The organism is Streptomyces sp. NPDC005794, assembly GCF_042871445.1.
Classification (GTDB): Bacteria; Actinomycetota; Actinomycetes; order Streptomycetales; family Streptomycetaceae; genus Streptomyces.
The window spans coordinates 465,181-488,123 of the sequence record NZ_JBIAIN010000002.1 but is presented as its reverse complement, the minus strand read 5'-3'; the positions used below and the strand labels follow the sequence as shown (position 1 = coordinate 488,123).

Annotated in this window: 20 protein-coding genes; 12 read left to right on the top strand and 8 right to left on the bottom strand. The window is 71.6% G+C overall.

Going from position 1 to position 22,943, the window contains the following annotated elements; translation table 11 throughout:
• The first annotated feature begins 121 nt into the window (after positions 1-121).
• Positions 122-1,180: a LacI family DNA-binding transcriptional regulator gene (locus tag ACFYQ5_RS04545; protein ID WP_389192987.1), complete on the top strand. Its 1,059-nt coding sequence runs from the start codon at positions 122-124 to the stop codon at positions 1,178-1,180.
• Positions 1,181-1,432: 252 nt separating this feature from the next.
• Positions 1,433-2,518: a WD40/YVTN/BNR-like repeat-containing protein gene (locus ACFYQ5_RS04540; protein ID WP_389192984.1), complete on the top strand. Its 1,086-nt coding sequence runs from the start codon at positions 1,433-1,435 to the stop codon at positions 2,516-2,518.
• 88 nt (positions 2,519-2,606) lie between these two features.
• Here the strand turns inward: ACFYQ5_RS04540 and ACFYQ5_RS04535 are convergent, their stop codons facing one another.
• Positions 2,607-3,284 (bottom strand): uracil-DNA glycosylase, encoded by a 678-nt coding sequence (locus ACFYQ5_RS04535; RefSeq protein WP_389192982.1) that lies wholly within the window; start codon positions 3,282-3,284, stop codon positions 2,607-2,609.
• 114 nt (positions 3,285-3,398) lie between these two features.
• Between ACFYQ5_RS04535 and ACFYQ5_RS04530 the strand changes: the two genes are divergently transcribed.
• Together ACFYQ5_RS04530 and ACFYQ5_RS04525 are read left to right on the top strand one after the other, a co-directional pair.
• The gene (locus ACFYQ5_RS04530; protein WP_389192979.1) at positions 3,399-4,418 is read left to right on the top strand and encodes an N-acetylglucosamine kinase; all 1,020 of its coding nucleotides are present in this window, start codon (positions 3,399-3,401) and stop codon (positions 4,416-4,418) included.
• A 138-nt stretch (positions 4,419-4,556) separates the two neighbouring features.
• A complete protein-coding gene (locus ACFYQ5_RS04525; RefSeq protein ID WP_389192976.1) occupies positions 4,557-5,480 on the top strand; it encodes a sirohydrochlorin chelatase in 924 nt (307 codons plus the stop codon).
• 106 nt (positions 5,481-5,586) lie between these two features.
• Here the strand turns inward: ACFYQ5_RS04525 and ACFYQ5_RS04520 are convergent, their stop codons facing one another.
• The 4 genes from ACFYQ5_RS04520 to ACFYQ5_RS04505 form a co-directional block, all read right to left on the bottom strand.
• Positions 5,587-6,651, bottom strand: coding sequence for a lactonase family protein (locus ACFYQ5_RS04520; RefSeq protein ID WP_389193126.1), 1,065 nt, complete (start codon positions 6,649-6,651; stop codon positions 5,587-5,589).
• A gap of 97 nt (positions 6,652-6,748) precedes the next feature.
• Positions 6,749-8,260, bottom strand: a complete 1,512-nt coding sequence (locus ACFYQ5_RS04515; protein ID WP_389192973.1) for an FUSC family protein — start codon at positions 8,258-8,260, stop codon at positions 6,749-6,751.
• A 441-nt stretch (positions 8,261-8,701) separates the two neighbouring features.
• Positions 8,702-9,151 (bottom strand): hypothetical protein, encoded by a 450-nt coding sequence (locus ACFYQ5_RS04510; protein WP_389192970.1) that lies wholly within the window; start codon positions 9,149-9,151, stop codon positions 8,702-8,704.
• A gap of 85 nt (positions 9,152-9,236) precedes the next feature.
• On the bottom strand, positions 9,237-9,905 hold the full coding sequence (locus tag ACFYQ5_RS04505) for a TetR/AcrR family transcriptional regulator (protein ID WP_389193123.1): 669 nt from the start codon (positions 9,903-9,905) through the stop codon (positions 9,237-9,239).
• Positions 9,906-10,044: 139 nt separating this feature from the next.
• Here ACFYQ5_RS04505 and ACFYQ5_RS04500 point away from each other — a divergent pair, with 139 nt between their 5' ends.
• The 3 genes from ACFYQ5_RS04500 (at position 10,045) to ACFYQ5_RS04490 (ending at position 14,621) form a co-directional block, all read left to right on the top strand.
• Positions 10,045-10,812, top strand: a complete 768-nt coding sequence (locus ACFYQ5_RS04500; RefSeq protein WP_389192968.1) for an SDR family NAD(P)-dependent oxidoreductase — start codon at positions 10,045-10,047, stop codon at positions 10,810-10,812.
• Between the two features lie 306 nt (positions 10,813-11,118).
• On the top strand, positions 11,119-12,948 hold the full coding sequence (locus ACFYQ5_RS04495; RefSeq protein ID WP_389192965.1) for a flavin-containing monooxygenase: 1,830 nt from the start codon (positions 11,119-11,121) through the stop codon (positions 12,946-12,948).
• Between the two features lie 5 nt (positions 12,949-12,953).
• The gene (locus ACFYQ5_RS04490) at positions 12,954-14,621 is read left to right on the top strand and encodes an SMP-30/gluconolactonase/LRE family protein (RefSeq protein WP_389192963.1); all 1,668 of its coding nucleotides are present in this window, start codon (positions 12,954-12,956) and stop codon (positions 14,619-14,621) included.
• Between the two features lie 139 nt (positions 14,622-14,760).
• Here the strand turns inward: ACFYQ5_RS04490 and ACFYQ5_RS04485 are convergent, their stop codons facing one another.
• Positions 14,761-16,257: a Gfo/Idh/MocA family protein gene (locus tag ACFYQ5_RS04485; protein WP_389192961.1), complete on the bottom strand. Its 1,497-nt coding sequence runs from the start codon at positions 16,255-16,257 to the stop codon at positions 14,761-14,763.
• A gap of 203 nt (positions 16,258-16,460) precedes the next feature.
• On the opposite strand from ACFYQ5_RS04485, the gene ACFYQ5_RS04480 reads away from it, so the two are divergent.
• The 4 genes from ACFYQ5_RS04480 (at position 16,461) to ACFYQ5_RS04465 (ending at position 20,222) form a co-directional block, all read left to right on the top strand.
• On the top strand, positions 16,461-17,480 hold the full coding sequence (locus tag ACFYQ5_RS04480; RefSeq protein ID WP_389192959.1) for a LacI family DNA-binding transcriptional regulator: 1,020 nt from the start codon (positions 16,461-16,463) through the stop codon (positions 17,478-17,480).
• A gap of 131 nt (positions 17,481-17,611) precedes the next feature.
• The gene (locus ACFYQ5_RS04475; protein ID WP_389192956.1) at positions 17,612-18,091 is read left to right on the top strand and encodes an Lrp/AsnC family transcriptional regulator; all 480 of its coding nucleotides are present in this window, start codon (positions 17,612-17,614) and stop codon (positions 18,089-18,091) included.
• 24 nt (positions 18,092-18,115) lie between these two features.
• The gene (locus ACFYQ5_RS04470; RefSeq protein WP_389192953.1) at positions 18,116-18,805 is read left to right on the top strand and encodes an HAD family hydrolase; all 690 of its coding nucleotides are present in this window, start codon (positions 18,116-18,118) and stop codon (positions 18,803-18,805) included.
• 241 nt (positions 18,806-19,046) lie between these two features.
• Positions 19,047-20,222 carry a protein kinase gene (locus tag ACFYQ5_RS04465; protein ID WP_389193120.1) on the top strand — a complete coding sequence of 392 codons (1,176 nt, stop codon included), beginning with the start codon at positions 19,047-19,049 and terminating at the stop codon, positions 20,220-20,222.
• Positions 20,223-20,231: 9 nt separating this feature from the next.
• Here ACFYQ5_RS04465 and ACFYQ5_RS04460 read toward each other — a convergent pair whose 3' ends face one another.
• The gene (locus tag ACFYQ5_RS04460) at positions 20,232-21,224 is read right to left on the bottom strand and encodes an aldo/keto reductase (RefSeq protein ID WP_389192950.1); all 993 of its coding nucleotides are present in this window, start codon (positions 21,222-21,224) and stop codon (positions 20,232-20,234) included.
• Positions 21,225-21,274: 50 nt separating this feature from the next.
• Positions 21,275-22,198: a family 16 glycosylhydrolase gene (locus ACFYQ5_RS04455; RefSeq protein WP_389192948.1), complete on the bottom strand. Its 924-nt coding sequence runs from the start codon at positions 22,196-22,198 to the stop codon at positions 21,275-21,277.
• Between the two features lie 192 nt (positions 22,199-22,390).
• Here ACFYQ5_RS04455 and ACFYQ5_RS04450 point away from each other — a divergent pair, with 192 nt between their 5' ends.
• Entirely contained in the window at positions 22,391-22,921 is a 531-nt protein-coding gene (locus ACFYQ5_RS04450) for a DUF4232 domain-containing protein (RefSeq protein ID WP_389192944.1), read from the top strand.
• Positions 22,922-22,943: the final 22 nt, after the last annotated feature.

Here is a 22,943-nt window from a genome sequence, read left to right as displayed (position 1 = left end):
CTTTTCGAATGTTGCCGGAACGGTACGGTCGTGTTTCACGCCCGTCAAGAGGGCAGGAGCAAGGATTTACCAACCTTTCCCAGACGCGTATCCAGGGCTGCGGGGGAGCTACGATTCGTGCATGAGCCCTGCAAAGGTCCAGCCCCCACAGGAGAAGGCGTCCGGCGACGAGTCGTCGGAAAGCACCGCCACGCTGGCAGAGATCGCCCGAGCGGCCGGAGTTTCAGCTCCGACAGTTTCGAAAGTGCTGAACGGCCGAGCCGACGTCGCCCCCGGTACGCGCACGAGGGTGGAGGAACTGCTGCTGAGGCACGGCTACCGCCGCAGGCGGGGAGCCTCCCAGCAGTCCCAGCTGATCGACCTGGTCTTCCACGAGCTGGACAGCGCCTGGGCGATGGAGGTCGTCCGGGGAGTCGAGAACGTCGCGAGGGAGGAAGGCCTGAGCCTGGTCCTCTCGGAGAGCGCGGGCCGGCTCACTCCCGGCCAGACCTGGGTGGACGGCGTGCTGGCGCGCCGCCCGGCCGGAGTGATCCTGGTGCTCTCGGACCTCGACGCCGCGCAGCGCGCCCAGCTGACCAGCCGTTCCATCCCGTTCGTCGTCGTGGACCCGGCGGGTGATCCCGGGGACGACGTCCCCTCGGTCGGGGCGGCCAACTGGCAGGGCGGCCTTGCCGCCACCCGCCACCTGACGGGTCTGGGCCACCGCAGGATCGGCATCGTCGGCGGCCCGACCCGCATGATGTGCAGCCGTGCCCGGCTCGACGGCTATCGCGCCGCCCTGGAGACCTCGGGCATTCCGATGGATCCCGAGCTCGTCCGGGAGGGCGAGTTCAACCACGAGGACGGCTACACGGCGGCGCTCGAACTGCTGCGCCTGCCGCAACCGCCCACCGCCGTCTTCGCCGGGAACGACCTGCAGGCGCTCGGTGTCTACGAGGCCGCGCGAGAGCTGGGGCTACGGATCCCGGAGGACCTCAGCGTGGTCGGGTTCGACGACCTGCCGCTGACCCGCTGGATCGGTCCGCCGCTCACCACCGTGCGCCAGCCGCTGATAGAGATGGCCGAGACCGCGGCCCGTCTGGTCCTCGACCTGGGCCGGGGCAAGCAGCCGGCGACCACCCGGGTCGACCTGGCGACGAGCCTGGTGGTCCGCAGCAGTACGGCCCCGCCGGCGCGCTGAGGAGGCGGGGCCGTACTGCTGTCGTACGGACGGCCCGCCTGCTGCCGACCCCGTACACACCGGCTGACGAGGAGACGTTCGTCGCGCTGTTCCAGGACGTGCGGGTGTCCCGGTGGGCGTCCCGCGCCGTAGCCCGCGTGCGCCCGCCGCGACCGCTGTGACCTGGGACGACACCGCACTTCCCGACCACTGTCAGTGGCCCGGTGCAGACTGGCCCTTATCCGGCACAAAGGCGTTTCGGGAGGTCCTGTCATGACCGATGTACTGCTCACCGTAGGCACCCGCAAGGGACTCTTCATCGGCCGCAGAAACGGCGGCAGGTGGACGTTCGGCGATCCGCATTTCAACGCCCAGGCGATCTACTCGATCGGCATCGACACCCGGGGACGGACGCCCCGGCTGCTGGTCGGCGGTGACAGCGCGCACTGGGGCCCTTCGGTCTTCCATTCCGACGACCTGGGCACGACGTGGGTGGAACCACACCAACCCGCGGTGAAGTTCCCGCAGTTCACCGACGCGTCGCTGGAGCGGGTCTGGCAGCTGCACCCCGCCGGTCCCGAGGCCCCGGACGTCGTCTACGCGGGGACCGAGCCGGCCGCGCTCTTCCGGTCGGAGGACCGGGGCGAGTCCTTCGAGCTGGTCCGCCCGCTCTGGGAGCATCCGACTCGGTCCAAGTGGGTGCCGGGCGGGGGTGGCGAGGGACTGCACACCATCCTGACCGACCCGCGCGACGCCCGGGCGGTGACCGTCGCCGTCTCCACGGCGGGAGTGTTCCGCACCGAGGACGGCGGCGAGCGCTGGACACCGTCCAACAAGGGCGTCTCCGCCGTCTTCCTGCCGGACCCGGACCCCGAGTTCGGCCAGTGCGTGCACAAGGTGACGCGGGACGCGGCCGACCCCGACCGGCTCTATCTGCAGAACCACTGGGGCGTGTTCCGGAGCGACGACTCCGGGGAGCACTGGAAGGACATCGGCGCCGGCCTGCCCTCGGACTTCGGCTTCGCCGCCGCCGCGCACCCGCATCGGGCGGACACGTTCTTCGTCTTCCCGATCAACGCCGACGCGGACCGGGTCCCGGCCGGACACCGATGCCGGGTGTTCCGTACGCAGGACGCGGGAGAGACCTGGGAACCCCTCGCCCAGGGCCTTCCGGAAGGCGACCACTACGGCACGGTGCTGCGTGACGCGCTCTGCACGGATGACGCCGACCCGGCAGGGGTCTACTTCGGCAATCGCAACGGCGAGGTGTACGCGAGCGCGGACGACGGCGACAGCTGGCAGCAGTTGGTCTCGCATCTGCCCGATGTGCTGTGCGTGCGTGCGGCGGTGCTCGACTGACCGGCTGCCGCCCGGCTCGTCCCCCGCCGACGCCTTCTGGAGGGGCAGGGTGACGACGTGCGCGAACGCACCCTGCCCGGGGCCCTGCTCACGGCAGACGCCAGTCCACCGGCTGTTCCCCCGCACGGACCAGGAAGTCGTTGGTGCGGCTGAAAGGCCGCGAACCGAAGAAGCCGCGGTCCGCCGACATGGGGGAAGGATGGGCGGATTCGACCGCGGGCAGATCACCGAGGAGTGGCCGCACGTTGCGAGCGTCCCGCCCCCACAGCACGGACACCATCGGCTTGCCCCGTGCGGCCAGGGCACGGATGGCCTGCTCCGTCACTTCTTCCCACCCCTTGCCCCGGTGGGCGGCGGGTTTGCCGGGCGCTGTGGTCAGCGCCCTGTTGAGCAGCAGCACACCCTGCTGCGTCCAGGGCGTCAGGTCGCCGTTGGACGGCCGGGGAAGGCCGAGGTCGGAGTGCAGCTCCCTGAAGATGTTCTCCAGGCTCCCCGGCAGCCGCCGCACATCGGGTGCCACCGCGAAACTGAGCCCGATGGCCATGCCCGGGGTGGGATAGGGGTCCTGACCCACAATCAGGACGCGTACGTCGTCGAAGGGCTGCTGGAAAGCGCGAAGGACGTTCTTCCCCGCCGGCAGATAGGTGCGCCCGGCGCCGATCTCCGCACGGAGGAAGTCCCCCATCGCCGCGATCCGCCCGGCCACGGGCTCCAACGCCTCGGCCCAGCCGGGCTCCACAAGTTCACTCAACGGTCGCGCTGCCACAGCGTCACTCTACCGGCCCACACGCCCCCGAGTGATCATGCGGCCCCACGGGACGGGGGTTGAGGGATAGGGTGCCGCTCGTCGTCAGTCCTCGATGAATTCCGGAGTCCGTCCATGAGGTCCCGCAGGCGTTCGTCCGCAGTCGGCGGTGCCGCGTTCGTCCTCGGGGTGGACTCGGGCGGATCAGGACTGCGTGTGGCGCTCGGAACGGTGGACGCCGGACCTCCGCCGTTCACCGCCGACTGCGCCGAACCCGTGCGGACGGGTGCGGACGGCATCGACGCCGGGCATCTCCTGGAGCAACTGCTGCCTGCCGTCCACCGGCTGCTGGCGCAGGCGGGGCCCGGGGCGGCCGTCACCGCCGCGGCGATCGGCGCAGCAGGCATGGCGACGCTCGGTGACCATCTGCGCGCCCGGTTGCCCGGCGCACTCGCGGACACGCTGGGCGTGCGGCGAATGGCACTGGCGGCCGACGCGGTGACCGCGTACGCCGGGGCACTGGGCCAGCGGCCCGGGGCGGTCGTCGCGGGCGGCACCGGCCTGATCGCGCTCGGCACCGACCTCACCACGTGGCGCCGGGCGGACGGCTGGGGTCATCTGCTGGGCGACAGCGGTGGCGGCGCCTGGATCGGCCGGGCGGGGCTCGACGCGGCGATGCGGGCCCACGACGGCCGGCGCGGCGGTTCGCCGGCGCTGCTGGCGCGGCTCGAGGCGGTCTTCGGACCGGCCGTCGGCCTTCCGGGCCTGCTCTATCCGCGTACGGACCGTCCCGCGCTGCTCGCCTCGTTCGCACCCGAGGTCGGGGCCTGCGCCGTCGACGACGCGGTCGCGGAGGGGATCCTGCGGAAAGCGGCGGCGCATATCGCCGAAGCGGCGGCCGCCGTGAGCCCCCGCCCTGCGGACGCCGGCCCCGACGGCTGTGAAGTCGCTCTGACCGGTGGGCTGTTCCGCATGGGCGAGCCTCTCCTCGGGCCTCTGCACAGGGAACTGGCCCAGCAGGTCCCGCAGGCGCGCGTGGTCGCGGCGGAGGGTGACCCGCTGCACGGGGCGCTGGAGATCGCCCGGGCTCTCGCCGGTCCCGGGCTGCGGCTGCCACCCCACCCAACCCTGCTGTTCGTACCGGGAGTAACGTAGCCGATTCGAGCGATCATCCGCCCGGACAGAACAGGCCAGTTGCCCGCTATGCCGCACAACCGACATATAAGGACAGATAACGTCTGGCCGCCCCCTCCCCGAACAGAGGGGCACCCAAAACCAGTAGCATGCGGCGCCATGAGCACCCCCACTGGGCCCGCTTCCGGCCTGCCTGTACGAATGCCGCGACCTCGCCAGTCCGGACGGCACCGCCGCCCGGAGCCCGTGGTCGCACCTGAGGGCGCTGCCGCGCTCGTTCTTGCCCTTCCCGGTACCCCTTCCCCGGCCTCGCGCAGCCTGGCCGAGGAAGTGATCAGCATCGCCCGTTCCGAGCTGCCCGGTCTGAACGCGCAGATCGGTTATCTCGACGGCGACGACGCCGAATATCCCACGCTCGCCTCCGTACTCACCCATGCCGCCGCCGAGCGCGTCGCGCGCTACGAGCAGGCCACCGCCGCGGGCCGCGAGGTCGCCGAGCCGTCGGGCCCGTCCGCCGTCGTGGTGCCGCTGCTCGCGGGGCCGGACAGCGCCCTGATCCGGCGCATACGGCAGGCAGTGATGGACAGCGGTACACAGGCGGAGCTGACCGACGTACTGGGTCCGCACCCGCTGCTCGCCGAAGCGCTGCACGTACGCCTTTCGGAGGCCGGGCTGGCGCGCGCCGACCGGGCGCGGCTGTTCACCGTGACGACCGCGGCCGACGGCATCGTGCTGGCCACGGTCGGCGGCGAGGAGGCCGTGCAGGCCGCCGGGATCACCGGCATGCTGCTGGCCGCCCGTCTCGCCGTTCCGGTGATGGCCGCCGCCCTGGACGTGGAGGGTTCGGTCGCTTCGATCGCCGCGCAGCTGCAGGACTCCGGCTCCGCGCAGCTCGCGCTCGCGCCCTACCTGGTGGGTCCGGAGATCGACGCGGGGCTGCTGGACGCCGCCGCGAAGGAGGCCGGCTGCGCGACCGCCGAGCCGCTCGGCGCGTACCCGGCCATCGGCAAGCTCGTGCTCTCGCTGTACGCGACGACGCTGGGAATCACGCCTGCGACCCCGCAGGGAGCCCAGGCGCACTGATTCACGCCACCCGCGTGCCCGCCGCGGCGGGTGGTGCGGACCGGTCCTCCCCGGTCCGCGCCACCCGCCGCGGCAGGGATGACCTCCGCCACTCCCCCGGTACGCGTCAGGCGAAGACCACGCAGGAGGCTGCCGGGATCTCGATGGAGCCCGCGTGCGCCGGGACGCCTGTCTCCGCGTCCACGGCGAACCAGCTGACGTTCCCGGAGTGCTCGTTGGCGACGTACAGCCACTGCCCGCTGGGGTCGAGGGTGAGATCGCGGGGCCAGCGTCCGCCGCAGCCCACGGCCGCCGCCAGCACAGGCTTCTCGGCCGTCTCGTCGAGCGTGAGTACGGAGATGCTGTCGTGCCCGCGATTGGCGGTCCACAGGAACCGGCCGTCGTGCGAGACCACCACCTCCGACGGATACGTTCGCACGGCACCGCCTTCGTCGTGGTCGTAGGGCAGCACCTGCGTCTCCCCCAGCGGTTCGAGCAGGCCGCCGACCGCGTCCCAGCGGCACACGGTCACCGTCGGCTCCAGCTCGTTCAGGACGTAGACATGCCTCCCGGACGGGTGAAAGGCGAGATGACGGGGTCCGGTCCCCGGTCGCAGCGCCGTCTCGGCATGCAGCCGCAGGGAGCCGGGGCCGAGCGCACAGACACGCACGGAGTCCGTACCGAGGTCCACGCTCAGCACCCAGTTCCCCGAAGGGTCGGTCAGCACCTGGTGCGCGTGCGGGCCCGACTGGCGGCCTTCGTCAGCACCGCGACCCTCGTGTCGCAGCACGTCGGTCGCCGGGCCTGGCGAGCCGTCGTCCCGCACGGGCAGCACGGTGACGCTGCCGGAGCCGTAGTTGGCCGTCAGCAGATGGTCCGCGGCGAGGGCCAGGTGGGTGGGGCTGCTCCCGCCGACCGACCGCGCCTCTCCGATCAGCCGCGGCGTGCCGTCGCCGTCGATGCCGAATGCCGCGACGGCGCCCTCGGATGTCTCACTGACCGTGTACAGCACGGTGTCGCCCGACCCGGGAGCGTGGCCGACCGCGAGGAAGGACGGGTCGGCCACGACATCCGTGGACGCGAGCACGGACGGCGCCCCGGTGTCCCGGTCGACGGCGGCGACGGTGATGCCACGGCCGCCCGCCGAGGTGAACGACCCTATGAATGCCCGCTGTGCGTGGTCGGCGCCCATCGCGCTACCCCTCTTCACGTCCGTCACGATCTTCCCGGCCGACGGTAGCAGGCAGCCCTTTCCGGTCCGGACCGGAAAGGGCTGCGAGCGGAGGGCGTCAGGCGCCGATCAGCGGAGCGCGCGGGGAGCTGTGCAGGGGGGTGGCGAGTTCGGCGAGCGCTCTCTCCAGGCTGTGCAGATGGGCCAGCGCGGGTTCCGCCGCACCGGCATGCGGGAGCACGTCGGCACAGGCCGCCGTGGCGCGGCGCCTCCGTACCGGCGCGGTCAGCGCCTCCACCGAGGCTTCCACACGCCAGCAGGCAGCGGCCAGGCGGGCGTCGTGGGACGCCTCCGGGTCCGCGGCGACGGACGCCAGACCCCGCACCTCGCGTACGCAGACGTCGAGCAGCGCGAGGACCTGTACGGCCCGTGCCTTACGGGCGCGGAACGGACTCAGCGGATGCACGAGCGGGCCGAGCGACAGCCGTACCCGCCCGAGGAGCGCCTCCAGCTCGGTGACCCTGGGAGCGGGGTCGGCGGTCGCCGAGCCGGCGAGCCGTGCGGCGGCCTCCGCCGTACAGGCGTGCACGCAGCGCAGGGCCCGCTGGATCCAGGCGTCGGTGGTGGCGTGGGTGGTGACCGGCAGGACGAACAGCACCGCCACCATCGCTCCGGCCGCGCCGACGCCGGTCTCCGTGAGGCGCAGAGCGAGCAGCGCGGGATCGAGGACGCCCAGCACGCCGTAGAGCGTCCCCGCGAGGACCGTCACCGAGAACATCATCCAGGTGTAGGAGACGGCCGCGCTGTAGAAGATGCCGAAGACGCCGAGCGCCACCAGGACCGCGGAGGGCAGAGCCGAACCGTGCAGCGGAGCGATGACGAACAGCCCGACGGGGATGCCCGCGAGGGTCCCCAGCACCCGGCGGAATCCGCGGACCAGCGTCTCGCCGCGTGAGGCCGTGTTGACGAAGACCCACCAGGTGGCGCCCAAGGCCCAGTACCAGCGCTCCCCGGAGAGGAACTGGCCCGCGAGCAGCGCGAGGGCCCCGCCCGCCGTCGCCTGGATCGCCTGACGCGTAGTCGTCCGGGCCAGCCCCCGGCCGGGCACGGGCGCGAGCAGGGCGGCGACGGGCAGCCGTCGCTCGTAGCACCAGAACCCGAAACGGACGGCCGACGAGGCGAGCAGTGAGAGGAGGACAGCGGAGTACAGCTCGGGCAGCTGGCCCGGGAGGGTGTGGAGGAACTGGGTGATGAAGAAGGCCATGAAGGCGAACACCCCGAGCGAGTGACCGCGTGGCCCCCATCGCCGGGCATAGACGCCCATGCCCATCACCGCGAGGAAGGCCAGGTCACGTGCCACGGGAAGGTCGTGCAGTCCGGCCGCCAGGGCGAGTACGGGAAGCCCCGCGACGGGCAGGAGCGCTGTCGTGACCGCCTGCCCGCGCACGGTGGGGTCGGTCACCGTGAAAAGGGCCAGCAGCGCCGCGAGCCCGCCCGTGACGGCACCGACGAGCGAGTGGCCGGCCAGTCCGCACAGGACGACGGCCAGTCCGATACCGAGGACGGCCCTGGTCGCGTGGCGCAGCCGGAGCCGTCCCGGATCCGGAGCCACGAACGCCCTCTTCAGCACAACTGCCCGCCCCTTCGCATGAAAAAGGGCGCCACGGAATCCGCAGCGCCATCGACGGGACCATCACACCACGTCTTCGGCTGTTGGCTCAACAGATCACTGAGGCACTGTGCCATTGGTACAGTGAATCGCCTCGATTACCTACCAAGGCTTGACCAATGGCCGGGCGGTTGTGCCTCGGGCATGAGCAAGGCCCGGTGCGCCGGCTCATGATTGCCGTACGGCGGAGCACCCGTCGGTACGGTGATCACGGCCCCCGGCGCGTATGGGGAGGACCGCTTCCTCGCAATCGGGGTGCACGGTGTTTCCCGGGTGGCGAGGAACCGGGTGCCGCACCGGCCGGGCCACGGCGCGGACGAGGACCTGGCCGCGGCCCACTCCTCCGGCCTCGCCGTCTTCCACTCCGCGGCCCGAGCGGCCTCGCACCGCCGCGACGCGCCATCAGCGTCCGTACGTGGAGCGGCACAGGTCGACGATCTCGGAGGACGCGACTCCCTCACCCGTCGCACAGATGGTGCGCATGTCGTACGTCTGCGACGGCTGGACCGGGCGGAGAGCACCCGCGCCGCGCGGCAGTTCGGGCCTGGCGGGATCCGCGCGTCGCGGCTGACTCCCGGCCTCCTGGCGGGCCGGTGGTGCGACCGCGCCCGCACGCCGGGCCGGGACACCCGCCTCCTCCTTCTTCCGTTTCTTACCGCCCGCGCGGTCCGGCCGTTCCTCGGCCTTGCCCAGGGCGTCGTGAACGGCCGGAGGCGCGGTGGGCGGCGTGGACGTCTGCGCAGCCGGGGCGTTACCGGAGGGCACGGAGGCCCCGGGCACCGACCTCTCCGCCTCGGCCTGGACGGAGACACAACCGGCCGTACCCAACAGGGCAACGAGCGCGAGAGACACGGACCGCAGGTTCATGCCCTGATCAACGACGGGCCGCGCGAGCGGACACGACCTGAGCCTTCGTTCCCGGGCGGGGCGGCGACGCTCAGCCGGACAGGCCTGTCCGGGCCATGGCCAGCGCGCGGTGGATGGTGCGGGACAGGGAAGCGGGCTGCGCGTCCGCGCTCCACGCCCACTGCTCGACCGCGATGCGGAGCGTGCCGTTGAGCAGGGACGCCTGCACCCGTGGCTCGAGGTCGTCCGGCCCGTGGCCCGTCCGCTCGGCGATGACCTCGGCGAAGACCAGCTCCGCGTCGTGGTGCACCTGGAGCCACACGGCGCGCAGTCCGGGCTCGGTACGGGTGAGCAGGACCAGATCGCGCAGTGCTTCCGCTTCGGTGCCGGCCGGCACCTCCGGGAGCGAGGGCGAAGTCCCCACGACGGCCTCCACCAGCGGCCGGTCGCGCGGCCACGACCTCATGAGCGCGGTGACGAAGTCGAGCGCGTAGGTCAGCAGGGGGCCGACGCACAGCTCCTTCGACGAGGCGTAGCGCCACAGGGTCCGCTGCGAGACCCCCGCGGCGGCAGCGATCTCGTCGGCGGTCGTCGCGGCCACACCACGCTCGGCGAAGAGGCGTACGGCTTCGCGGGCGATCTCCAGCCGGGTCGCGGCCTTGCGCCGTTCGGTCAGCGGAGGACGTCCGAGACGGGCTCCAGCGCCGGCCACGGTTCCGGCGGGGGCCGAGGCGGGATCTCGCGTCGCTCCCACGTGCACGGTTTCCACGGTTCTCGGCCACCTTCCATCGAGCTGAGCCCATCGTAGCGATATCTTTTCTGGCGCCACTCGCCATTTTGGCACTGTCCGCCATTAAAGGTAGCGTGCCTGCTCCGCCACCGAACGCGAGGAGCACCACGTGAGCGTCATCAGCAACGGCCCGGGCCGCAGCATCATCGTCACCGGCGCCGGATCGGGCATCGGCCGGGCCACCGTCCTGCTGTTCGCCGAGGAGGGCGCACGCCTCGTGATCGCCGACGTCGACGAGGCGGCCGCACGCGCCGTCGCCGAGGAGGCGGAGCAGGCCGGCGGGACCGTGGTGAGCGTGATCGGGGACCTGCGGGACCAGACCGTCGTCGACCGGGTCGCGTCGACGGCGGTGGAGGAGTTCGGCGGCATAGACGTCCTGGTCAACAACGCCGGGGTCATGGACAGCATGTCGGCGGCGGCCGACACCGGCGACGACGAGTGGGAGCGCGTCATCGGCATCAATCTCACGGCCCCGTTCCGCCTCACCCGGGCCGTGCTGCCGCACATGCTCGCCGCCGGGAAGGGCGCCATCGTCTTCACCGCCTCCGAGGCCTCACTGAGGGGCAGCGCGGCGGGTGCCGCGTACACGGCGTCGAAGCACGGAATCGCCGGTCTCACCAAGTCCCTGGCGGTCATGTACCGCGACAAGGGCATCCGCTCCAACGCCGTCGCGCCCGGCGGCACCGTCACCAACATCCGGGTCGACGCCGACCGGGGTGCCCACGGGCCCGCAGCCCTCGCCCCCTACATGGGCAACATCGGTTCGCCCGCCCAGGCGAAGGAGCAGGCGGCGGCGATCGTCTTCCTCTCGTCCGACGCCGCGAGCAACATCAACGGCGCCATCCTGCCGGTCGACAACGGCTGGTCCGCGGTCTGAACACCCCTTGACCGAGGGCGCGGCACGGGCCGGCCAGGGGGCGGGGCGACACCTCCACCCCCTTCAAAATATGCATCAACCACATGCTGTGTACTATGCACTTCCAAGGGTCGGGGCAGGTCCCAAGTGCCGCGAGGAGCGAGGGGAGTTGCTCATTGCGGCCTCCGGGCTCCGTCCCTCGTAGCCACCGGGGGGACCGGTACGTCCGCCCCGGATCCGCCTCTCCCCCGATCCGTTCCGCACCTCTGCCCGGCGAAGTACAGCGACACCCGCTCCGATCCCACCCCAAGAGGAATGAGGCCCTGCATGCCCTCCCTCCACACGTCACCCACGCCCGACGGCCCCGATACGCACGAGCTGGGCTTCGATCCCGAAGAACTGCGCCTGAAGTACCGCGCGGAACGCGACCGGCGGATCCGGTCCGACGGCAGCGCCCAGTACCGGCGTGCCGCCGGTGAGTTCGGCTACTACGACGCCGACCCCCACGCCGATCCGCACGTCACGCGGGAGCCCCTGCGGGACCAGGTCGACGCGGTGATCGTCGGCGGCGGATTCGGCGGTCTCCTCGCCGCGGCGCGCCTGCGCCAGGCCGGTGTCCGGTCGATCCGGGTGATCGAGAAGGGCGGGGACTTCGGCGGAACCTGGTACTGGAACCGGTATCCGGGCATCCACTGCGACATCGACGCCTACACCTACATGCCTCTGCTGGAGGAGGTCGGCTACGTCCCGAAGTGGAAGTACGCGCCGGGCGAGGAGATCCGCGAGCACGCGCAGGCCATCGCACGGCACTTCGACCTCTACCGCGACGCCTGCTTCCAGACCGAGGCCACCGAACTCCGCTGGGACGACAGCGCGTCGGAGTGGACGGTCACCACGGACCGCGGAGACCACATCAGGGCCCGCTACGTGGTGGTGTCGAGCGGGACCCTCAGCCAGGCGAAGCTGCCCGGCATTCCCGGTATCGAGGACTTCGAGGGCCACACCTTCCACACAAGCCGCTGGGACTACGAGTACACCGGAGGCGACCAGGACGGCGGCCTGGTGGGGCTCGCCGACAAGCGTGTGGCACTCATCGGCACCGGTGCCACGGCCATCCAGGTCGTACCGCACCTCGGAGCCGACGCGCGTCAGGTGTACGTGTTCCAGCGCACCCCCTCCTCGGTCGATGTCCGGGAGAACCGGCCCACCGACCCGGAGTGGGCCGGGTCACTCACGCCCGGTTGGCAGCGGCGGCGGATGGAGAACTTCCTCAAGATCGTCACCGGCAAACCGGTCGACGAGGACCTGGTGAACGACGCCTGGACCAGCACGGCCCGCCTCCAGGAAAAGCTCATCCCGACCGACGCCTACGCGGATGTTCCGGCCGAGGAACGCGAACGGGCCTACGAGATCGCCGACTTCCAGAAGATGAACGAGATCCGCGCCCGCGTGGACGCCGTCGTGGAGGACAGCGAGACCGCCGAGAAGCTCAAGCCCTGGTACCGCTACATGTGCAAGCGGCCCACGTTCAGCGACCACTACCTCCAGACCTTCAACCGCCCCAACGTCACTCTTGTCGACACCGCGGACAGCCACGGGGTCGAGCGCATCACCAGGAACTCCGTGGTCGTCGGCGGCGTCGAGTACGAGGTCGACTGCATCATCTTCGCGACCGGGTTCGAGGTCGGCATCTCCGGTGTCATGTCCGGGAAGCTCCCGGTGCACGGCCGGGACGGGGTGTCCCTGCTGGAGTCCTGGGCCCAGGGCCCGAAGACGCTCCACGGGTTCTACAGCCACGGCTTCCCGAACTTCTTCCAGCTCGGCCCGCTGCAGAACGCGAGCGCCGTCAACTACGTGCACATCCTCGACGAACAGGCCACGCACGTCGCCGAGGTCGTCGCCGAGTCCAGCAGGCGCCAGGCGCGGCTCATCGAGCCGACCGTCGAGGCGCAGGAGGACTGGGTGGCCACGATCCGCCGGAAGGCGCCGAGCCTGCACGCGTTCCAGGCGGAGTGCACCCCCGGGTACTACAACAACGAGGGCAAGCCCCGGGCCCGCAGCGAATCCTTCGGCGACGGGCCGGTCGCGTTCCACGAGCTGCTCAGAAGCTGGCGCGAGGGCGACGGCATGAACGACGTCCTGGCCGGGGCGGAGTGACCGCGGTGCGCGCAACGGACGAGCAGACAGCCCCGTTCCCCAGCAGGTTCGACGGCACCGCCCCGGCGAGCGGCCACCGGTCCGCCGAGAGGCTCAACCCGGCCAACCCGCTGTGGGGATCCAACGGCATCGCGTTCGGCCCGGACGGGCGGCTGTACGTCGCCGAGTTCCTGGGAGGCAGGATCAGCGCGGTCGATCTCGCGGGAGGTGACCTCGACGTCGTCGTACCGGCGGGCGGGCCGGTCCAGTCACCGGACGACCTCGCCTTCGGGGCGGACGGCTCGATGTACATCGCCGACCTGGTCCCGGGCCGGGTCTGGCGGCGCACTCCGCAGGGCGAGTACTCCCTGGTCTGCGACGAGGTGAAGAACCCCAACGGCATCACCTGCATCGGCGACCGGCTGTTCGTCAACGAGATGAAGCCCGAGGGCCGTCTGCTGGAGCTCTTTCCGGACGGCGGTGAGCCGGCCGTGCTCACCGAGGGACTCGCCCTGGGCAACGCGATGCAGCGCGGGCCGGACGGCTGCCTCTATTACCCGCACATGATCAGCGAGCAGATCTGGCGCATCCCACCGGACGGCGGCGAGCCCGAGTTGGTCGCGGACCATGTGGACCGGCCGGTCGCGGTGCGCTTCGACAAGGGCGGTGTACTGCATGTCCTGTCGCTCGGTCCGGAGGGCAGGGTGACCCGCATCGACCTGCACGGCACCGGGGCCAGGACCCTGGTCACCAGTGGTCTGGCGGGCCTGGACAACGCGGCGTTCGACGCGGAGAACCGGATGTTCGTCTCCAGTTACGCCAGTGGCGGCATCACCGAGATGCACCCCGACGGTAGGACCCGGGTGATCGTGCCGCGCGGCTTCGACGGCCCTTACGGCGTCACGGTCGATCTCGGCGGCACGGTGTACGCGGCCGACCACTACCGGGTGGCGACCCCTCCGGCCGACCAGCCGGACGCGCAGGCCTCTGACGGCTCGGGCACGGGCGAACCGACCGGTCGCGTACTGGCACCCTTCGTCCACGGCATCGCCGCGGACGGCGAACTCCTGCACATCACCTCTCAGTTCGGTGATGTCCGCACCTGCGACCCCGAGAACGGGTCGATGCGGACGCGCGTGGGAGGGCTGAACCGGCCCATGGGCATCGCGGTGAGCCCGACCGGTTCGCTCGTCGTCGCCGAGACGGACGGCGGCCGGGTGCTGGCCGTCGCCGAGGACGACAAGGTCACCGTCCTCGCGGAAGGGCTCGGCCGGCCGGTCGACGTGGCCTTCGACGCGGCGGGGCGGTGTTACGTCAGTGACGAGCAGGCGGGCACCGTACTCAGGCTGGAGCAGGACGCGTCGGCGACCGTCGTCGCCGACGGGCTCGGCGCACCGCAGGGACTGACGGTCCTGGGCGACGAGCTGTACACGGTGGAGACCCGGCACCGCAGGGTGCGCGCGGTCTCCCTCACCTCAGCGGCGAGCTGGACCGAGGCGGAGGACCTGCCGGTCGGACCGTCGCCGGAGGCCGTGCCGCTCCCGCCGGACGCCGAACCCGCGCTGTTCGCCAACGGCCTGCCGGGGCTCGCCCGCCGCTTCGCCGGTATCGCCGCCGCACCGGACGGTTCGCTCGTCCTCTCGGGCAACGGCGAGGGCACCCTGCTCCGGCTGACCCCGTCCGGGCCGCGGTAAGGCGTCCGGTAACGGCATCCGGGCAGCGGACGCCGCTCTGCCGTGGCACGCGCGCGTGCCACGGCAGAGCGGCGGGCCGGTCAAGTCGCCGTACGACTCGAGCGTTCCGCGTCTCTCAGGGCCTCAGGGCCTCAGGGCCTCAGGGTGACACCTCGGGGCCGCCCGTGAACGCGCCGTCCGCGAGGCGAACGCCCAGGTCGAGGTCCTCGACCATGACCGGGAGTCCGGTGACGAGTGACTGGTTCGCCGCAGCGCCGACCGCGACGGCACGCACTCCGTCGAGATATCCGGCGGACCGGCCCAGGGCATCCGGCCCTACCCGCAGGTCCCGCCGGAAGACGTCCTTGAGGAGGATCGCGTCACCGCCCCCGTGGCCGCCGATGCCCTCCGGGACGGGAACCTCCTCGGCGCGGCTCCAGTGCCTCTGCAGGACCAGCCGGTGGCCCGTCGGCCTGACATCGTCGGCCAGGCCGGTACCGGCGGCCGACGGATCGAGATCGATGCCGCCGTTCGTGTCCAGCTGGAGGTGGCCGCGTTCCACGACGTGGAGCTCCGCCCTGCCCTGCGTGCCGTTGACGGTGACCTTGTACCCCTCCCACGGGCTGTGCGCGTTGAGCGAGTAGCTGAGCGTCGCTCCGCCTTCGTAGTCGACCAGGACGGACAGGTTGTCCTCGATGGTGATGCCGGGCGCGAACGGGTCCTGGTCGCGCAGGTATCCGTCGTGCTCCTCGGCCCGCAGGTACAGCGCCTCCAGGCGGGGATCGTCCCTCAGGTCGAGCGAGAAGGGGTCCCCCTGCGCACCGGTTCCGCGCTCAGGACGCGGGCCCATACCCCGGCCGGCCGCGTTCCTGTCGCCGTAGAACCTCAGCGCGCCGGAGGCGTAGACGCGGACGGGGACGTCGTCCAGCCACCAGTTGACCAGGTCGAAGTGATGGCTCGCCTTGTGCACGAGCAGGCCGCCGGAGTTGGCCTTGTCGCGGTGCCAGCGCCTGAAGTAGTCCGCACCGTGCATGGTGTCGAGCGCCCACTCGAAGTGCACGCCCGTCACCTGTCCGATCGCACCGCTCCGGATCAGCCGGCGCAGCGAGGAGTTGCGGGGCGCGTAGCGGTAGTTGAAGGTCATCACCACGTCCCGGCCGGTGTCGGCGACGGCCGCGGTGATCCGTCGGCACCCGGCCGCGTCCGTCGTGAGCGGCTTCTCCACCACCACGTCGGCCCCTGCCCGCAGGGCGCGGTCCACCAGTTCGGCGTGCGTGCGGTCGACACTCGTGATGACGACCGTGTCGACGGCCTGTTCGGCGATCATCGTCTCCAGATCCTCAGGCCGGTAGCGCGGCAGGCCTGCGGGGGTGGCGGAGCCGAGCGCCTGTCCGACGTACGCGTCGTAGTAGTCCATCCTCGCGGGGTTCGGGTCCAGCCACGCCACCAGTTCGCCGACGTCAGCGTGCTCACCGGTCAGTGCCGCGACGTACATGCCCGCGCGGTGGCCGGTGCCGGCCACCGCGTAGCGGGTGCGGCGGCGGTCCGGGGGCGGGGCCGTGAAGGCCGGTACCACGCCGGGGTCGGCTCGGGTGCCGGTGCTCGACGCGGGCGCCGGGGCGGTCGGGTTCTGGTCCACCGGGCTGTGCTTGGTCACCACGTTCCTCGTCCCTCTGTCTGTCGTGTGTCCGGATTCCGGGCGAAGAGAGCCATGTGAACGGTCACTTGCCATTCCATGCCTCCCCCAGCCCTTGATAACGTGGATCAGCTCATGGACGTGTGCCGTGTCGGATCGAGACGGTAGTGAACGGTCACTCAAGGTGTCAATCACCGTGCGGTGGCCCCAGGAAGGAGCATCGGGTGAACCGGGAAGCACCGACCCGCCGGCCGACCATCCGCGACGTCGCGCGCCTCGCGGGGGTGTCGCACCAGACCGTCTCGCGTTTCCTGCGTGCCGACCGGTCGATCGGCGAGGGCCTGCGGGAGCGCATCGGGCAGGCGATCGCCCAGCTCGACTACCGGCCCAACCTGGTGGCCAGGGCGATGCGGGACAACAGGACCGGACGACTGGCGCTGCTGGTCCCGGCGGGTACGGCGGTCAGCTCCCTGGAACTGCTCGCGGGAGCCGCGGCCGCCGCCCATGAGGCCGGGTACGTCGTCGAGGTCGTGACGCTGGGGGGTGCCCCGGAGTCCAGGGCCGCACGTGTGCTCGATCTCGCCGACTCCGGACTGTTCGAGGGGATGCTGTCGCTGACGCCCCTGCCCCAGCTCTCCTCGCGGAGGCAGGCCGGGGGCATCCCGGTTGTGATCGAGGCCGATTACGACGAACGGATGCGTGGCATCGGCGACCTCGCGGACGCGTCGACGCTCGCCGAGATCATCGAGCGGCTGGCCGAGCAGGGCCACCGCCGCTTCCTGCACGCTGCCGGGGACCGCGCGCACACCTCGGCCCGGTTGCGCCGGCAGGTCTATCTGGAGACGGTCGAGCGTCTCGGGCTCGAGTCCCACGGCGTCGCGGACTGCGACTGGCAGGCGGACAAGGCGCGGCAGGCCGTGCTCGGACTGCCGGCCGACTGCGGCGTCACCGCGGTCGTCTGCGCCAACGATCTGCTCGCCGCGGGCGCCATCCGCGGCGCCGTGGAACGAGGCTGGCGGGTGCCGGCGGACCTGAGTGTCACCGGCTGGGACGACAACCCCCTCGGTGCCGCCATGGTTCCCTCACTGACCACGGTGGCGGTCGACCACGAGCGGCTCGGCCGCCGTGCGATCCGGAGGCTCCTGGACGGCCTGCGGGGTACCCCGGAGCCCGACGCCGCCCCACACGACCTGATCACCTCCGTCGTATGGCGCGAGTCGACCGCGCCCGTCACCGGCCGCTGATCCCACGGGCGCCCCCGCCCGGACCGGCCGCGCCCTGACCACCCGTGGTGCCGGACGGCGTCGCCGTGCACGGCCCTGTTCTGGGTACAGTCGGGCGACCGATCACCGAGCCTGGAGGAGCACAGCCGGACATGGCGGTGGACGCACTCGACACCCGCATCCTTCGGCTGCTCATCGAGCAGCCGCGCACCAGTGTGCGCGAGTACGCCCGCATCCTCGGCCTGGCACGCGGCACTCTTCAGGCCCGGCTCGACCGCCTGGAGCGGGACGGAGTGATCACCGGCACGGGGCCGGCTCTCTCCCCCGCGGCCCTCGGCCACCCGGTACTCGCTTTCGTCCACCTGGAGGTCACCCAGGGGCATCTGGACGAGGTGGGCGACGCGCTCGCGGCCGTCCCGGAGATCATCGAGGCCTTCTCGACCACCGGGGGCGGCGACCTCCTGACCCGCGTCGTGGCCCGCGACAACGGGCACCTGGAGGACGTGATCCAGCAGCTGATCCAGCTGCCCGGTGTCGTCAGGACCCGGACCGACGTGGCTCTGCGCGAGCGGGTGGCGCACCGTGTCCTGCCCCTGGTCGAGGCGGTGGGGCGGGCAGCGGGCCCCGGCTGATCACCGTCAGGCATGCTGGAAGCCATGAACACCCCGTCCTCCTTCGCCCCGTCCGTCCTCTTCGATCTCGACGGCACCCTCGTCGACAGCGAGCCGAACTACTACGAGGCGGGGCGCCTGCTTCTCGCCCGGTACGGCGTGCGGGACTTCAGCTGGGAGAACCACACCCGGTTCATCGGGATCAGCACCCGCGAGACCCTCACCGTCCTGCGCCAGGAGTACGCCATAGAGGCGCCGGTCGACGAACTGCTCGCCGGCAAGAACGCCCTGTACCTGGAGCTCGCCGGGACGTCCACCACCGCGTTCCCCGAGATGCGCACCCTCGTCGAGCGGCTGCATGAGGACGGGGTGCCGATGGCGGTGGCGTCCGGGTCGTCCAGGGCCGCGATCGCCGCCACGCTCGCCGTCACCGGGCTGGACGCCCACCTTCCCCTGTACGTCTCCGCCGAGGAGGTGTCACGCGGAAAGCCGGAGCCCGACGTGTTCCTGGAGGCGGCCCGGCGGCTCGGCGTGGCGCCGGACTCGTGTGTGGTCCTGGAGGACGCCGTCCCGGGCGTCCGGGCGGCTCACGCGGCGGGAATGCGCTGCGTCGCGGTTCCTGACGCCGCGGCGACGGCGGACGAGGATGCGTTCGGGAAGGCGGAGCTGCTGTTCCCGGGCGGACAGGCGGAGTTCACCGCTGCCGCCGTGCTCGACTGGCTTTCCACCGGGTGAGAACAGGCCGGTACGGCGTCCCGGTTGGCCGGATCCGGCGCCCCGCTCTCCGGCCGGGCGAGCGGAGGTCCGGGGGACGGATATCCTGATCATGCCGCGCACCCCGACGCACCGTACCGAGGCGATGAGCCCGAGGAGGTCGCCGCCGCGGCAGTCGGAGCGGGCCACAATTCGAGATTGGTGTGCACAGGTGCTGGTTGCTGGACGGTACCGGCTGATATCCCCCATCGGCCGTGGCGGTATGGGTGAGGTGTGGCGCGCCACGGACGAAGTGCTGGGGCGGGCCGTCGCGGTGAAGCTGCTGCTGGGCGATCAGGCCGATGCCTCGTCGACCGCGCGCTTCCGGCTCGAGGCGCAGACGGCCGCGCGTCTGAGCCACCCTCACCTGGTGGCCGTGTTCGACTTCGGCTCCTGGGAGGACCGCTTCTTCCTCGTGATGGAGCTGGTCGAGGGCAAGAGCCTCGGCGATCTGCTGAAGGACCAGGAGTCGGTCCATCCCGAGCAGGTCGCCCGTATCGCCGAACAGGCCGCCGCAGGTCTGGCCGCGGCACACCGGCAGGGCATCGTCCACCGTGACATCAAGCCCGGCAACCTGATGCTGGACGCCGACGGGTCGGTGAAGATCGGGGACTTCGGTATCGCCCAGTTCGTCGACGATCCCTCGACGGCTTTGACCACGGCCGGCCACATCGTCGGTACGAGCCTGTACCTGGCTCCCGAGCGGGCCCTCGGCCGTACGGCCGACTCCGCGTCGGACATGTACTCCCTCGGCTGCGTCATCTACCAACTGCTGGTCGGGCAGCCGCCGTTCCGCTCGGACACGGCGACCGCGACGCTCTACCAGCACGTGGACACTCCCCCGGTGCCGGTGCGGCAGCGCGGGGTGGACATCTCCCCCGCCTTCGATTCGTATCTGCTGGGCCTCCTGGCGAAGCAGCCCGAGGAGCGGCCGAGCGCGCAGCAGGTCTCCGACTGGTTCCGTACGGATGCCTGGCGCGGCCGGCCCGAGCCGCTGCCGCAGCACGCACCGGCCGCCCCGCGCACCGCTGCCCCGGCCTCACCGGCTCCGGGCGCCCCGGCCACCGGGGGCGGGCCCACGTACCGGCTGCCGCAGGCCACCGGCCGCAGACGGGCGGCTCCCACGCCCCGGGCGTCCAGATCCGCGACCCGGTCGGCCACGACGCGCCGGATCAGCACGGGTGAGGCCATCCGCCGCCGCCCTCGCGTGGCGAGCGCCGTGGCCGGAACGATCGCCTTCCTGGCAGCGGTGTACCTGGGCACGATCCTCTTCGCACCGGACACCGGGGCGGCGGGCACCCCGGATCCCGGCTCCTCGCCGTCGGCCGGGCCCGAGTCGCCCGCGCCGACCGAACCGGCGGCGGGTTCCGCTCAGGACGGCGACGACGAGGACGACTGAGCCGCGGGCTCACCAGCGCGGGTGGACCTCCGCGCTGATCCGGTGGTCGTACAGGTCGCGCACCGCGTCCAGGGTGCTCTGCGGGAGCGGCGGGAGCGCGGCGGCCGCCGCGTTGGCACGGGCCTGCTCCACCGAACGCGCACCGGGGATGACGCTGGTGACACCGGGCTGCTGGATGATCCAGCGCAGGGCCGTCTGCGCCGGGGTGGCGCCCTCGGGAGCGAGCCCGGCGAACTCCGCGGCGGCGGTCACACCGGTCGCGTAGTCGATGCCGGAGAAGGTCTCGCCCTGGTCGAACGCCTCGCCGTGGCGGTTGTACGTGCGGTGGTCCTCGGGAGCGAAGACCGTGTCCGCCGTGTACTTCCCCGACAGCAGCCCGGAGGCGAGCGGCACGCGCGCGATGATGCCCACGCCCGCCTCGACGGCGGCCGGGAGCACCTCGTCGAGCGGCTTCAGGCGGAACGGGTTGAGGATGATCTGGACACTGGCGACGCCGGGCCTGGCGATGGCCGTGAGCGCCTCGGCGCACGTCTCGACGCTCACCGCGTAGGCGGCGATCCGCTGCTCGGCGACGAGCGTGTCGAGGGCGTCGTACACGGCGTCGGAGGAGTAGACGGCCGTGGGCGGGCAGTGCAGCTGTACGAGATCGAGGGTGTCGACGCCGAGGTTGGCGCGCGAGCGGTCGTTCCACGTACGGAAGTTGTCGAGGACGTAGTTCTCCGGGACCTGGTCGGCGCGCCGGCCCATCTTGGTGGCGACGAAGACGTCCGCGTCCGGCCGGTCCTTCAGATAGCGGCCGATCAGCTGTTCGCTGCGGCCGTCGCCGTACACGTCGGCGGTGTCGAAGAAGGTGACTCCCGACTCGACGGCGGCGTCGAGGACGCCGAAGGCATCGGCCTCGTTCACCTCGCCCCAGTCACCGCCGAGCTGCCAGGTGCCCTGTCCTACGACCGAGACGTCACGGCCGGTCCTGCCGAGTGTGCGCTGCTCCATACGGATCATGCTACGTCGGCACGCGGACCGGCGGGGTGGCCGCCGGTCCGCATCCGCTCTCAGTCGCCGGTGGTCACACGGACGTAGTCGACGACGAGCTCCTGCGGGAAGCTGGTGCTGCCGTCCGGGTCGCCCGGCCAGTAGCCGCCGACGGCGAGGTTGAGGATGAGGAAGAACGGCTTGTCGAACACCCAGGCGTTGCCGTTCAGATCCGCGGGCGTCCTTCGCTGGTAGACGGTTCCGTCGACGGACCAGGTGATGGAGTCGGGGGCCCAGTCCACCGCGAAGGTGTGGAAGTCGTCGGCGAAGGCTGCGCCGCCGGGAAGGGTGTAGCCGGCGCCGATGCCGCCCGAGCCGGAGTAGCCGGGCCCGTGCAGCGTGCCGTGGACGGTGCCGGGTTCGAAGCCGACGTTCTCCATGATGTCGATCTCACCGCTGTTGGGCCAGCCCACGTCGCCGATGTCGGCGCCGAGCATCCAGAAGGCGGGCCATATGCCCTGGCCACGCGGGATCTTCATCCTGCTCTCGACATGTCCGTACGTCGCGGTGAACTTGCCGGAGGTGTTGAGGCGGGACGAGGTGTACTCACAGGTCCCGTACCAGCACTGGTAGTTGCCCGGGTTCTCCTTGCGTGCCGTGATGACGAGGTTGCCCTGGCCGTCGAGGGCGGCGTTGCTGTTGCCCGCTGTGTAGTACTGCCGTTCGTGGTTGTTGACGTTGTCGCCTGTCTCGGTCAGCCATTTGCCGCCGTCGACGGCGGAGCCCGCGGGACCGTCGAACTCGTCGGCGAAGGCCACGGCCGCCTCCGCCGCCCGGGAAGCCGTGGAGGACGCAGCCGTGTGGGGGTCGGTTGCGGCCGAGGCTCCGGCGGGAAGGGCGGTCATGACCACGGAGCAGCAGAGCAGGGAGAGAGCGGTGTACAGCGTCGTACGACGCATCTTGGAGAGGCGGCGCACCGCGTGGTGGGGAAAAGGCACAGTCATCACATCTTTCGGGGTGGGGGGATGACAGTCATGCGCATGACAGTGTGACGCCGAGAGGTGAACGCTTGGCGTGCCCACCTCATGCGTATCTTTCAACACTTGATTTAAGGCAGTGGCCCGAGGCCCGTCAAGGATCTGGTCCAGACCGGACGGGTACGGGTAGAAGTCACCGCGACGGGGAACGGACAACCCATGCGCATCCGTACCGAAGTAACCCTTCCCGCCGTCTTCGCCCTGGCCTGCGCCCTGCTGACTCCAGCCGGCGTCGCGACCGCCTCCTCCCTCACCGCCGCGCCCTCTCTCCCCACGTGCGGGGAAAGCTCCCTGACGGTCGCCGCGGCTGCCTCGGACCAGCCGGGGACGCTACGGATCAGCGTCACCAACCAGGGCCGGCAGGCGTGCGTCGTCGACCGCATCCCCACGGTCGTCTTCGGCGATCTGGACGGTCCCGCTCTGCCGGTGCCCGAGGGCGAGAGCGGTCCGTACCGTCTGCCGGCCGGCGGTTCCGCCTACGCCGCGGTGCGCACCCTGGACCCGGCGGCCACGGAGCTGCGGGTCGTGGACCAGCTGACGGTCTCCGGGGACCCCGCGCACCGCGGGCGGACGTTCGACGCCGCCTCGCTGGGTGCTCCGGACGGGATCCGGGTCTGGGAGCCGGTGACCACCTGGTGGCACCGCTCGAGCGCGGCGGCCGACGCGACCCTCGAGCGCCACACCGGCTGACGACCCCTCCGAGAGGCCCCCG